The organism is Blastocatellia bacterium (assembly GCA_035275065.1).
GTDB lineage: Bacteria > Acidobacteriota > Blastocatellia > UBA7656 > UBA7656 > DATENM01.
In genome coordinates this window covers 45,875-59,120 of record DATENM010000028.1, presented here as the reverse complement: position 1 = coordinate 59,120, position 13,246 = coordinate 45,875, and the positions used below count along the sequence as shown (strand labels likewise).

Genomic DNA, 13,246 nt, shown 5'->3' with positions numbered 1-13,246 from the left:
GCCCTCGCCGGATAAGACCTGCAACCTCGACCGACGGTGGCGCAAACCTTGCGTTTATTTCCTTCCGTGGGTGTTGAAATCCGCTCAGCCGCGCGTTTCACGACGCTGGCAAGGCTCGGGAACTGCTAAGGAAAGCCGCGAATTTAAGGGTTTCCTTCATACCGCGAAATCCAACGGCATCCGCGGGATTCTCCAGGATTCTGCGGGCTAAGGGATTCCTCTACGCCGTGCAATACCGCAGTACCCGCGGTATTCCGCTGATTTAAGGGTTTCCCTTTATTCCTTCTAGGGATTCACCTACCATTTATCGGGCCTGTTATCTTCCAAATGGATGAAATTCCTGCGCTAACCGCCTCAAATTGCTTTGTGTACGCTAGTTGCTTAAGTAAATCCTGCCGGAATCAAATGGCTCTGCTACCCCTGCCGAGGCGGGTTAGCTAGAGAGTGCATAGTTGAGGCGGCTTCAAACAATTTAATAAGAAAAAGCCCGTCCCTCTGTTGCCTTGTACGCTGCAGGTATGCCCCTATACCACCAATGTAGCCAGGTGTTACGAAGGAGGTATAAAGATGTTTCGTAACGATGAGCGATTGGCGGGATCCCTGCGCCATAAGTCCTTGAGGAGGACGAAGCGCCTACAGCAAAAGACTGTCTTGCCTCGACTCAGGGTGCAAGATCAACTGCGGCAAGTCTTGTCCATTAAAAAGCAGACCATTACTCCTCACTGGCAAGGTGAGGGCCAGGCATCGGCTCAGCCTGCTTCGGGCATAGGAGCCGGGGCGCGTGAGCAAAGCCCTGATTGGGCAGAGGCACTCATGCAGGCAATTTTAGATGTCAACCCGACCAGCCTGGCGGTACTAGATGAGACCGGGGCTATTCTTCATGTGAATAGAGCCTGGGAGCGCTACGCCGAGCGTTCCGGGATTAAAGCCGACCGCCGCGGAATGAATTACGTCGACGCCTGGCAAGAGGTGGCGGGGGCTACGGATGAGGCGGATGAGATAGCTAAAGGTATTCAACAGATTCTGATGGGCGAAATGACGGTGTTTCAAAAGCAATGTTATTGCGCCGGTCCGCTAACGCCGCACTGGGCGCTGCTGCGCGCGGCGCAATTCGACTCGGCCGGGCTCGGCAAGGCGCTTCGAGTTCTGGTCGCACATGAAGATGTCACCGCCAGCCTTCAGGCTATCGCGGCCATGCCGGGCGGCGAGAAACAGCTACGAAATGTCCTCAACCAGCTTTTGACGTTCGTGGCCGTGTTGGCACCTGACGGGACGCTCATTGAAATGAGCCACGCTCCCCTGGAAGCCGGCGGCATACAGCCGATTGCAAGCGACAGCGAAAAGTTCTGGGATTATTCATGGTGGAACTATGACGCTCAGGCGCGCGTCTGGTTTAGAGAGGCGTGCGAACGGGCCGCGAGCGGGCAGATGATACGCAGTGATGTCACGGTCAGTATGGCGGAGGGCCGCAAGGTGAGCCTCGATTTCATGCTCGCGCCGGTCAAAGACGACGACGGGAAGGTGACGCAACTGGTCGCCTCTGCCGTCGACATCAGCGAGCGCAAATGCATGGAAGAGGCGTTGCGCGACCTCAGCGGACGGCTGATTAGCGTCCAGGAGGCGGAACGGCGACGCATCGCCAGGGAGCTTCACGACGACTTGAACCAGCGGATGGCGATTCTCTCTATCGGGTTGCAACAGCTCGACCAGGCGATTCCGAGGCGCCACCGCGCGCTTCGGAATCGCATCCAGGGCTTGTGGGCAAGCGCCCAGGAGACCTCTGCCGAGATCCATCGCCTGTCTTATCAACTGCACCCTTCCAAGCTGGAGCATCTTGGCCTGATGGCCGCCGTGAAGGACTTCTGTGACGAAGTCTCCGAACGCCAGAGCCCGAAGATTGAGTTCCGGCACCGCGGCTTTCCGGCGGCGGTTCCCCAAGATATCGCGCTGTGCGTCTTCCGGATCGCGCAGGAATCCCTACACAATGTCGTCAAACACAGCGGCGCTGACGAATGCCACGTCATGCTGGAGAGAACTGATCAGGCGATCCACCTTTCCGTTACAGATAATGGGTGTGGGTTCAACGTCGGATCGGCAGGGGCGGCAATGGGACTCGGCTTGATCAGCATGCGAGAGCGTTTGCGCCTGGTTGGCGGCGAAATCTTCATCGATTCGCAACCTTCGCGGGGCACACATATAGCGGTCTCAGTTCCCTTGGCGAATTCAGCCCGAATACAGGCTGGGGAATAACCAAAGACGAGAGGAGAAGCTCGCCGCTTGCATCACTGAGGTGTCCCTGAAGGTGGCCGCCAATGGCATCCCCTAGCGGTTTGATGAGCGAGTGAAAGCATTATGAAACGCACACGCATCATCCTCGCCGATGATCATACTTTGCTGTCAGACACGATCAAGAACCTGCTCGAACCAGAGTTCGAAGTGGTCGCAACCTTTACCGATGGCCATGCGCTGGTCGAGGCGGCCCCGGGGCTAATGCCTGACATCACCGTCCTCGATATCGGGATGCCGTTGATGAATGGCTTGAATGCCGGCCAGCGGCTCAAGCAACTGTTGCCGACGGTCAAGCTGATCTTCCTGACGATGAATCAGGACCCCGAGCTCGCCGCCGAGGCGTTTCGCTGCGGCGCGTCGGGCTATCTGCTCAAGACTTCGGCGGCCACCGAGTTGATCCATGCGATCCGCGAGGTGCTGCGCGGCAGGTCTTATGTGACCCCGCTGATGACCAAAGATATGGTCGGCTCGTTCATCCAGAAGTTCAAGCACTGGCCGCCGCCGCATGAGCTGACGTTGCGTCAAAAAGAGGTGTTGCAGTTGTTGGCTGAAGGCTGCTCGATGAAGGAGATCGCCTATACGCTCAACATCACCCCACGGACGGTTGCCTTCCACAAGTACACGATGATGGAGCAACTCCAGGTAAAGACCAGTGCGGAATTGATTCAATATGCCATTAGAAATTCCATTGTCGCCACCTAAAGCCGTTTTCGATTGCGTTTGCGTTGTAGCGCAATCGGTTAGCTTGCGCTAGGCGCTGCGTAATCTAATGCGCATTAGATTGCGCCACACCCGATTGCCATCCGCTTTAGGTCCTGCCTGATCTGAATTCCTGCCCGGAAGTATGGCCCGCGTGGTGCGGCTAAAATAACCAGTCTCTGTCTGTTCTTCTCTGACCTGCAAGTTTATATAGTTTCCTTTACAGGTGAATCCGCCTATAATAGGGCCACCCAAGGAAAAAACCGTGTGATGTCGTCGTCAATGGGCGGCGAAAAGGACGGAGGGCGGATGATTCGCCTACTTGTTGCTGAAAACCATGCGCCCATGCGTGACCGAGTGGTTCGCTTCCTGGAGGTGGAATTCTCGGTGGTCGCTTCGGTAGCGAATGGCCAGGACGCCATCGACGCGGAATCCAGGATCAGCCCCGACGTCGTCATTCTTGACATCTCAATGCCAATAATGAGCGGCATCGAGGCCGCCGCTCAGCTTAAACAGCGTTGCTCGAAGGCCAAGGTGATTTTCCTGACCATGCACGAGGAGCCCGAGTGGGTGCAGGCGGCGCTGGCCACCGGCGCGCTCGGCTATGTGATCAAGCGGCGACTGGCGAGTGACCTGCGACCCGCCATCAGGGAAGTCATGGCCGGCAGGTGTTTTATCTCACCCTCACTGGCCGCCAAACCGTGTTGAGATGGCTGCACCGTGAAATGTCTTTGAGCATCAAGCCTCTCGCTCCGCCTATCCCATTGCCCTCACCGGAATTGATAAGTAGACCTGCGCGGTTAGGGAAATTCCTGATAGCCCCTGTAAGAATTGACAGTATCCACCCGGCGCAATGTGGAATATAAGTGTTTGGTTGGTATGTAAGTATTGGTCCCTGGAATCTCATGGTTGCCAGACGGCTTGCTTGATGGATATTGCGGGGCTCGAACAAGCAGGCTGAGGTGGCACGGCGATAAATCCACATTCCCTTTATAAAAGGTCATAAACGTGGGATTTTCATGATCGATTATTGTCTTTATCTATCCGGCGGATGTGAGTGACCTCTACTTGTTTGAGGGAAGGGGTCGCGTCTTGGCGAGTGTTCGCCTTCACGTTTCAAAGCGGTATAGGTTCCGCTCACGTTTTTATACGCCGGGTCATGTTCATTCGGGTGCCCATCCATTCCAGTCAGGAGAGCCCACTGGAGTCCTTATGCGCTCGTGTTCGCTCACAATGAACTTCTTGGCGGGCCTGCTCAACTTGATCTTGCTCCTGGCGACCTGCGCACCGGCGCGCGCCCAATCTGCCGCCGCACTTCAAGGTAGAGTGACGGACTCGACCGGCGCGGTCGTGGCCGACGCCATCGTCACCGTGCGCAATCCCGCAACCAGCCTGCAACAGATTGCGCAAACTGACAGCGAGGGCAATTACCAGTTGGCCGCCCTGCCCGTCGGCATGTACCGCGTTGAAGTCCGCGCCCCTGGCTTCCAGACAGAAATCGTCGAGGACGTGACCATCGAAGTCGGACGGTCGGCGGCGCAAAACTTTCAGCTTCATCCCGGCGACATCACGCAGGAGATGCTGGTTAAGCCCGACTCGCAGGCGGTGGAGCGGACGACCATCTCCGTCGGCTATGTGACCGACAGGCGGATGGTCCGGGATATTCCGCTAAACGGTCGCTACTTCCTCGACCTCGGACTGCTCGTTCCCGGCTCAGTGACCCCGCCGCAAAGCGCGTTCTCGGCGGCGCCCATGCGCGGCCTGGGGTCGCTCGCAATCAATACCGCCGGCAACCGCGAGGAAGCCGTCAACTACCTGGTCAATGGCATAACCCTCAACAATCTGACCTTCAGCTCGATCAGCTTCCAGCCTTCGATCAACAGCATTCAAGAGTTCAAGGTCGACAACTCGACCTTGAGCGCCGAATACGGTCAAAGCTCAGGCGCGGTGGTCAACCTCGCCACGCGCTCGGGCGGCAATGCATTCCACGGCGAGCTGTTCGAGTTTCTTCGCAACGACGCCCTCGATGCCCGCAACTTCTTCACCTTCACGTCGGCCGAGCCGCCACCCTTTAAGCGCAACCAGTTTGGCGGCAATCTCGGCGGCCCCATCGTCAAAAACAGGGCATTCTTTTTCTTCTCTTACGAAGGGCTGCGGCAGCGGCAAGGGCTTAACCTCGACAGCCTCGTCCTCAGCGAGGCGCAACGCGCTTCTGCGACCGACCCGGTGATCAAGCGGCTGATTGACCTGATTCCGCATGCCAACCTCGTGGACTCGTCCGGCACTTCTCGCTTCGTTGGCGCGGCCAGTGCGCCGGTCAATTACGACCAGTGGTCGCTAGACATCGGCTACACTCGCAGTGCAAACGAGCGGTTCCACGGGTTCTACAACCTTCTCCGCACCGAAAGCCGCGAGCCGACGCGATCCGGCAACACGATCCCCGGCTTTGGCAACTCGGTTCGGGTGCGGCGGCAGATCTTTACGTTGAGCGAGACGCATACTTTTGGCCCCGCCGCGGTCAACGAAGTTCGCTTCGGCTTCAACCGCTTCCGTTCGGCGACGACGCCGGATGCGCAGCTCAACCCGGCTGACTTCGGCATTCTCAATGGCCATAACGAGCCGATTGGACTGCCCCAAATCAACGTCGCGGGCGGCAGCCTCAACTTCGGCGGGCCGGCCAATTTCCCGTCCGGGCGAGGCGACACGACCTTTGTCGTCGCCGACACGCTGACCCGCCTGATTGGGTCTCACTCGCTCAAAGCCGGGGGCGAGTTCCGACAGTTTCTCAACAATAATTATCGGCTCGGCACCGGCTCGTTCAATTTCCCGACGGTCGCCGCTTTCCTCGCCGGGCAGGCAAACGCGTTCAGCGTGACGCTGGGCAATCAATCAAGCAGCATCACCGAAGGCGCGCTCGGCTTCTTTGCGCAGGACAACTTTAAGGTGCGGCCTAACCTGACGCTCGAGCTCGGACTGCGTTACGAATGGAACATGACGCCGACCGAGCGCTATGACCGCTTCATCGTCTTCGACCCCGCGAGCGCCGCGCTGGTGCGCGTCGGCACGGACGTTAGTGAGGTGTACAAGCAGAACAACAAGAATTTTCAACCGCGCCTCGGTTTTGCCTGGGACCCGTTCAATGACGGCAAGACCTCTGTGCGGGCGGCCTACGCGCTGATGACTGACCAGCCGATGACCAGTGTCGTGCTAAGCACGGCGGCGAATCCACCGCTTGCGACGCCGCTGACCTACACCGGCGCGGTCCGGCTCGGCAACGCCATCACCCTGGCCCGCGCCGCCGGCCTCGCCCCCCAGAGCGTCGCCCACGGCTTCGACAACGCCTACGTGCAATCGTGGAACTTCAACGTGCAGCGCGAGCTGATGCATGATCTTGCGCTAGGGGTCGGCTATATCGGATCGAAGGGGACACACCTGATTCTGCGGCGCAACATCAATCAGCCGGTTGATGGAGTGCGACCCTACCCGGCGCTGTCGGGCGCAAGCGACATTCTGCCGGGGACGCCGCTTGGGAACATCACCGAGGTCGAGAGTGCCGGCAACTCAAGCTACAACGCGCTGTGGGTGACGGCGCGGCAGCGGCTAAGACGCGGCCTCGATTTCAACGCCTCCTACACCTGGTCAAAGTCGCTCGACTACAACTCGTTCAGCACCGAGGGGATTGTCGTGCAGAACAGCTACGACCTCAGGGGCGATCACGGGCTTTCAGACTTTGACGCGCGCCACCGCTTCGTCGTCAGCGGCGTGTACGAGCTGCCATTCCGCGGCAACCGGCTCGTCGAAGGCTGGCAGCTGAACGCCATCATCCAGGCACAGAGCGGCAACCCGTTCGACGTGGTCACCAGCAACAGCACCGTCAACGGCGTGGCGGGGACGCTCAGACCCGACGTCACCGGGCCGATCCACATCATCGGCAGCGTAGACAGATGGTTCGACACCTCGGCGTTTATGCCCGTCGCCCGCTTCGGCAATCTGGGCCGCAATGTCGTCATCGGGCCGGGATTCAACAACACGGATTTTTCCGTCATCAAGTCGACGAAGCTCAGTGACCGCGTGAAAGCGCAGTTTCGGGCAGAGTTTTTTGACCTGTTCAACCACGCGAACTTCGGGCAGCCGGGCAACTTCGTCGGCACCCCGGGTTTTGGCCGGATCACCAGCACGCGGTTCCCCACTGGCGAGTCGGGTTCGTCGCGACAGGTGCAGCTCGCTTTGAAATTGATTTTTTAGAGCATTTTCGATTGCGCTACACCCAATAGCGGCGCCGACAGAATCAGCGCAAGCTTCGGGAAGGTGGACGATGATGAGTGTGAATAGTCTAATGCGAACCGGATTGAAACTCGTCGTGGCCATGCTGTTGCTCGCCGGCCTGGCCATCGTTTTGTCGCCGGCAGCGGCGCGCGCTCAACGAGCCAGAAACGCGAAAGGGATTCTGGTGCTCTACTGGTACAACAAGGACTTCCCCGCTAATGTCATCTTCGACCAGAGCTTTCAGGCAACGCTGCAATCAGCCTCCGGCGGAGCCATCGAATACTACCCCGAATACTTTGAAACCGACCGCTTCCCCGGAGAGAGCTACGAGCTGCTGCTGCGCGATCACCTGCGGCAGAAGTATGCTGACCGCACGGTAGATGTCATTGTCGCCGCCGGCGATCCGCCGCTTGAATTCCTGCTCAAGTACCGCAAGGACCTCTTCCCGCACACGCCAATTGTTTTCGCCTCGGCCAAGGTTCCCGCCGCGGAAGTGCTCGCGGCAGGGCCGGGCATGACCGGGTTCATTATTCTCGGCGCGTACAGAGAAACGCTCGACCTGGCGCTGAAATTACACCCGGACACGGAGAATGTGTTCGTCGTTAGCGGCACGCTCGCACATGACAAGAAATATGAGGAGCTGTGCCGCGAGCGGCTCAAGGACTACGATAGCGGGGTGGCGATCAATTACCTGACCGACCTCGCGCCCAAGGAATTGGCCGCGAAGGTGCGGAGCCTGCCGAAGCGGTCTGTCGTCTTCTACATCTGGCAACAGGTCTATGACGAAGCGGGTGGCCTCTTAGAAACCAAAGATATCCTGACCCTGGTCACCGCTTCGGCGACCGCGCCGGTCTACGGGCTATCGAGCTGGCAGGTCGGCAAGGGGATTGTCGGCGGCCAGGTGCTGACGTTGGAGGCGAGAGGGACGAAAGCCGCCGAGATTGCCTTGCGCATCGTCAATGGAGCGCGGGCGCAGGACATTGCCGTGCAGATGGCCCCGCTCGTACCCATGTTCGACTGGCGCGAGCTGAAACGCTGGGGCATCAGCGCGCGGAGTCTTCCGCCTGATAGCGTCGTCCGCTTTCGTGTCCCTACCTTTTGGGAACAGTATAGGTGGTATGTCTTAACCGTGCTCGGGGTGATGCTGATTCAATCAACGCTCATTGTCGTGCTCGTCATCAATCGTTCCCTAAGGAAAAGGGCCGAAATTGAAATCAAACGGTTTGCCTCGCTCGCCGCCGCCCAGCACCAGCGCCTGAACGATGTGGTCGCCCACGCGCCGGGCATCGTCTGGGAAGCCCTCACACAGCCTGACGGCCATCCAGGGAAAGCCACTTTTGTGAGCGAGTATGCCGAAAAGATGCTGGGCTACAGCGTCAAAGAGTGGTTGGCGACACCGGGCTTCTTACAATCCATCACTCACCCCGAAGACCGCGAAAAGACCGCCGCGGTCTTCGAAGGCGGCAAGGAGGGCAGGGTTCAATTCCGTTTGACGACCAGGGATGGGCGACAGTTATGGGCCGAGGCGCACCTGACCTGCATCTACGATGAGGCGGGAAGGGTCATCGGCCTGCGCGGTATTATGTTGGACATTAGCAAAAGAAAGCAGGCCGAAGCGGCTTTGCTGGCGGCGCAAGAGAGCTTAACGATAGCTGTCGAAGCCGCGCAGCTGGGGACATGGGACCTGGATTTGACCAATGATTTTTCGGGGCATCGCAATCTTCGCCACGACCAGATTTTTGGTTATGACACGCCGCAGACAAACTGGGGCCGCGAGATCGCCCGGCGTCACATCGTCGAGGACGACCTGGAAGTTTTTGACGCCGCCTTCGCCCGCGCCAGGGTAAGCGGAGAGCTTAAATTCGACGCCCGCGTGCGCTGGCCCGACGGCAGCATTCATTGGATGGCGGCGCGCGGGCGTTTCTACTCCGACAAGAGCGGGCAGCCGACGCGCGGCGCGGGCGTGAACTTTGATATCACCGAGCGCATGGAAGCTCAACAGGCGCTGATGGACTTAAGCGGCAAGCTGATCCGCGCCCGCGAGGACGAGGGCGCCCGCATCGCCCGCGAGCTGCACGATGACATCAGCCAGCGCATCGCTCTCATCTCTATCGAGTTGGACCTGCTCAGTCAGAACCCGCCGCCCGCCCAGGCCGAATTCCATCAGACAGCTCAGGGCATCCTCAAGCAGACCCTCGAACTCATGACCGAGATTCACCGCCTGTCGCACGACCTGCACCCCTCCAAGCTGATTCACCTCGGCGTTGGCGCCGCGCTGAAGAGTCTCTGCGCCGAGCTCTCGCAGGTCTACGGCCTCAGTCTCGAATTTCGCGCCATCGATCTGCCCCCCGACCTTCCCCAAGACCTCTCGCTCTGCCTCTACAGGATCGTGCAAGAGTCGCTCAACAACGTCATCAAGCACAGCGGCGCCAGGAACGCGCAGGTCGAGCTGCGCGGGACCGGGTCCGAAATCCGGCTGCGGATTGCCGATTCGGGAAGCGGCTTTGACATCGAGTCAACAACGAACAGGAAAGGCATCGGGCTGATCGGCATGCGCGAGCGTCTCCGCCTGGTCGGCGGCACCTTCTCGATTGACTCGCGCCTCTCGCAGGGCACGAGGATTGAGGTGCGGGTGCCACTGGCGCGCAGGGGAGTGGCTTTCGCCGAGCAGCGCCATTCGCGATCAGCAACTTGAGACCACGGCAAACGTCACGACCGCGCCTCCTTCGCTCTACGCGGCGGCCGGCATCCGCCTCGGCACCATCCAGGCGCTCGGAGCAAATGATGCCGACGGTCTGTCACCAGTACATCTCACAGCTTAAGGAGGCTCTCTCTTTTACTGGGCATGACTCAGGTTGTAACTTTCCGGCTTCGTCAAACGTGATCTCGTTAGCGATCAAGCGACCGTTTCAAAGGAGATCGGAAAGATGCAATCAAATGAAACTTACGATGCCATAATTATCGGCGGCGGCGTGGCAGGGCTGACCGCCGCCACCTTCATTGCGCGGCAGGGCAAGCGCGTCAGGTTGTTTGAGCAAGCGCACGGCCTCGGCGGGCGCGCACGGACAAAGACGCGGGACGGTTTTCATTTCAACATCGGGCCGCATGCGCTCTATCGCGGCGGGCGCGGTATCGAGATTCTGCGCGAGCTGGGCGTCCGTGTGAGCGGGCGCGTGCCTGCGGTCTCCGGCGCGTTTGCCATCAAAAATAATCAGAAGCACACCTTCCCTTCAGGGATCACCTCGCTGCTGACGACCGGCCTGTTCGGGCTGTCGGCAAAGCTCGAAGCCATGCGCTGGCTGGCGTCACTGCCGAAGCTCGATACGAAAAGCCTGATGCGCGTCAGCCTGCGCGAGTGGCTCGAGGGCCACATCACGCACAGCGAAGTGCAAGAGTTCTTGATCGCGGCGCTGCGCATCGCGACCTACACCAACGCCACTGAGCGGTTGAGCGCCGGCGCGGCGCTCAGGCAATTGCAACTGGCTTTCGCCAAAGGCGTCCTCTACCTCGATGGCGGCTGGCAGACGATTGTTGACGGGTTGCGTGACGCCGCGCTCGCAGCCGGTGTCGAGATCGAAACCGGCGCGAAGGTCGAGCGTGTCGAGCGCGATCCGAATGGCGCGGCGCGCGCCGTTCGCACTGCGGATGGCCGAATCATCTGCGCCGCCAGTATCATCATCGCCGCCAGTCCGGAGATAGCCGCACGTCTGGTCGAGCGCGGCGAGCAGACCGGGTTGGCGCGCTGGGCCGACGCCGCCATCCCCGTGAAAGCGGCATGTCTGGATGTCGCGCTCACACGCTTGCCCATGCCAAAGGCGCTTTACGCGTTCGGCATGGATCGCCCGCTCTACCTGTCCGTGCATTCGGCGTCGGCGCGACTGGCCCCGGCGGGCGGCGCATTGATTCACGTGGCCAAATATCTGGCGCCCGACGCCGACGACGCGGCGGCGCAGGTCGAGCGCGAGCTGGAGAATCTGCTCGACCTCGTGCAGCCGGGCTGGCGCAAAGAGGTGGCGCATCGCCGCTTCCTGCCTGACCTGACGGTGATGAACGCCGTGGCGCTGGCCACGCAAGGCGGCACAGAAGGCAGGCCCGGCCCGCGGGTTGACGAGGTGCCCGGCCTCTACGTCGTCGGCGATTGGGTCGGCGCGGAAGGCATGCTGGTTGATGCCAGCCTTGCGAGCGCGCGGCGCGCCGCGGAGCTGGTAGCCGCCGCGCGAACTTTCAAGGCGCATGCTATCGTTTAATCTCTGCTTGCCTCAGCGGCGGCTGAGCGCAGCGCATCCTTGAATATCATTGGAGAGATTATGACGATTACCAACACGCAAACGGGCACGAATATATCCGAGATTGCCGAAGGCATCTATCGCATCAACACGCCGCTTGACGCCATTCCGGGCGGCTTTTCGTTCAATCAATATCTCATCGTAGACGAAGAACCGCTGCTGTTTCACACGGGCCTGCGCAAGCTCTTTCCGCTGGTGCGCGAAGCGGTCGCGCATGTTCTGCCGGTCGAGCGTTTGCGCTACGTCGCCTTTTCGCATGTCGAAGCCGATGAATGCGGCGCGCTCAACCAGTGGCTTGCCGCAGCGCCGCAGGCCCAGCCGGTTTGCAGCCGTATCGCTGCCCTGACTTCAATCGAAGACCTGGCCGACCGCGCGCCGCGTGTGCTGGCCGATGGCGAGCGGCTGACGCTCGGTCGTCACACGGTCGAATGGTTCGACACGCCGCACCTGCCACATGGATGGGAGAGCGGCTTGATGATGGAGCGCGAAACCCGCACGCTGTTGTGCGGCGACCTGTTCACGCAACCGGGCGCGAAGATGCCGGCGCTCACCGAGTCCGACATTTTGGAGCCGAGCGAGGCCCTGCGCGGCAAGCTCGATTACTTTGCGCATTCGCGCAACACGCGCGCCATGCTTGAGCGGCTGGCGGCGACCGAGCCGCAAACGCTCGCCTGCATGCATGGCAGTGCATGGCGCGGTGATGGCGCGGCGTTGCTGCGCGCGCTGGCTGATCGCATGGACCAGTAATCAGAAGAGCGCGCCACCGGATGGCTTGACCCATGACTGCTTACGCCGAAACGCTCGACAATGACCGCCGACTGCTCTGGGGCTTATGTTACAGAATGACCGGCAACGCCGCCGACGCCGAAGACCTCGTGCAAGAGACATTCGTGCGCGCGCTTGAGCATCCGCCGCGCCGCACAGATGAGCCGTTGCGTCCCTGGCTGGTGCGCGTGGCGATGAACTTGAGCCGCGACCTGCTGCGTCGGCGTCGGCGGCGCGATTACACGGGGCCGTGGCTGCCGTCGCCTGTGCCGACCGATGAAGCAAGCCTGCCATCGTTTGAGCCCGCGGCGCCCTCCACGGATTCACCGGCGGCGCGCTATGACCTGTTGGAGAGTATCTCGTTCGCCTTCCTGCTGGCGCTCGAAGCCCTGACGCCGCAGCAGCGCGCCGTGTTGTTGCTGCGCGACGTGTTCGATTATTCGACCGCTGAAACCGCTGCCGCGCTCGACCTGACGGCAGCCAACGTCAAGGTCACGTTGCTCCGCGCCCGCAAGCGCATGAAAGATTACGACCGGCGGCGCGCCGACCTCAGTCCCGCCAAACGCGAAGCGACGCGGCGGGCGCTCGAACAATTCCTGCTCTACCTGAACAGCCGCGACGCCGAAGGGCTTGAGCGATTGCTCGCCGCCGATGTGGTCAGCCTCTCGGACGGCGGCGGCCAAGTGCAGGCGGCGCTGCAACCCATCCGCGGGCGCGACAAGCTGTTGCGCCTGATCGCCGCGCTCAACCTGAAGCTGAAGGGCAAGCCGCGCCCGGTGTGGCGGGTGCTGAACGGCTTGCCGGCGATTGTTTTTGAAGACGTCGCTTCGACGGCGACGCGCGCCACACGCTACACCGTGCAGATCGAGTTAGACGACGCCGGGCGCATCTGCCGGCTCGATTCCGTGCTTGCGCCGAGCAAGCTGACCGCCGTTTAATGG

Annotated in this window: 8 protein-coding genes; all 8 read left to right on the top strand. The window is 60.5% G+C overall.

Annotation, left to right across the window (positions count from 1 at the left end):
* The first annotated feature begins 567 nt into the window (after positions 1-567).
* The 8 genes from VJ464_05240 to VJ464_05205 all read left to right on the top strand — a co-directional run bounded on the left by VJ464_05240 (position 568) and on the right by VJ464_05205 (position 13,243).
* Positions 568-2,250 (top strand): PAS domain-containing protein, encoded by a 1,683-nt coding sequence (locus tag VJ464_05240; protein ID HKQ04512.1) that lies wholly within the window; start codon positions 568-570, stop codon positions 2,248-2,250.
* Between the two features lie 102 nt (positions 2,251-2,352).
* The gene (locus VJ464_05235; GenBank protein HKQ04511.1) at positions 2,353-2,991 is read left to right on the top strand and encodes a response regulator transcription factor; all 639 of its coding nucleotides are present in this window, start codon (positions 2,353-2,355) and stop codon (positions 2,989-2,991) included.
* A gap of 267 nt (positions 2,992-3,258) precedes the next feature.
* Positions 3,259-3,696 carry a response regulator transcription factor gene (locus tag VJ464_05230; protein ID HKQ04510.1) on the top strand — a complete coding sequence of 146 codons (438 nt, stop codon included), beginning with the start codon at positions 3,259-3,261 and terminating at the stop codon, positions 3,694-3,696.
* A 525-nt stretch (positions 3,697-4,221) separates the two neighbouring features.
* Entirely contained in the window at positions 4,222-7,233 is a 3,012-nt protein-coding gene (locus VJ464_05225) for a TonB-dependent receptor (GenBank protein ID HKQ04509.1), read from the top strand.
* Between the two features lie 91 nt (positions 7,234-7,324).
* Entirely contained in the window at positions 7,325-9,949 is a 2,625-nt protein-coding gene (locus VJ464_05220; protein HKQ04508.1) for a PAS domain-containing protein, read from the top strand.
* Positions 9,950-10,181: 232 nt separating this feature from the next.
* Entirely contained in the window at positions 10,182-11,501 is a 1,320-nt protein-coding gene (locus VJ464_05215) for an NAD(P)/FAD-dependent oxidoreductase (GenBank protein ID HKQ04507.1), read from the top strand.
* A gap of 60 nt (positions 11,502-11,561) precedes the next feature.
* Positions 11,562-12,287, top strand: coding sequence for an FprA family A-type flavoprotein (locus VJ464_05210; protein ID HKQ04506.1), 726 nt, complete (start codon positions 11,562-11,564; stop codon positions 12,285-12,287).
* Positions 12,288-12,319: 32 nt separating this feature from the next.
* A complete protein-coding gene (locus VJ464_05205) occupies positions 12,320-13,243 on the top strand; it encodes a sigma-70 family RNA polymerase sigma factor (protein ID HKQ04505.1) in 924 nt (307 codons plus the stop codon).
* The last annotated feature ends 3 nt before the right edge of the window (positions 13,244-13,246 follow it).

What these genes read in the sequence shown, in the direction of transcription:
- VJ464_05215 (HKQ04507.1), top strand. Translation starts at nt 10,182, where the DNA reads ATGCAATCAAATGAAACTTACGATGCCATAATTATCGGCGGCGGCGTG.
- VJ464_05220 (HKQ04508.1), top strand. Translation starts at nt 7,325, where the DNA reads ATGCGAACCGGATTGAAACTCGTCGTGGCCATGCTGTTGCTCGCCGGC.
- VJ464_05225 (HKQ04509.1), top strand. Translation starts at nt 4,222, where the DNA reads ATGAACTTCTTGGCGGGCCTGCTCAACTTGATCTTGCTCCTGGCGACC.
- VJ464_05235 (HKQ04511.1), top strand. Translation starts at nt 2,353, where the DNA reads ATGAAACGCACACGCATCATCCTCGCCGATGATCATACTTTGCTGTCA.
- VJ464_05205 (HKQ04505.1), top strand. Translation starts at nt 12,320, where the DNA reads ATGACTGCTTACGCCGAAACGCTCGACAATGACCGCCGACTGCTCTGG.
- VJ464_05230 (HKQ04510.1), top strand. Translation starts at nt 3,259, where the DNA reads ATGTCGTCGTCAATGGGCGGCGAAAAGGACGGAGGGCGGATGATTCGC.
- VJ464_05210 (HKQ04506.1), top strand. Translation starts at nt 11,562, where the DNA reads ATGACGATTACCAACACGCAAACGGGCACGAATATATCCGAGATTGCC.
- VJ464_05240 (HKQ04512.1), top strand. Translation starts at nt 568, where the DNA reads ATGTTTCGTAACGATGAGCGATTGGCGGGATCCCTGCGCCATAAGTCC.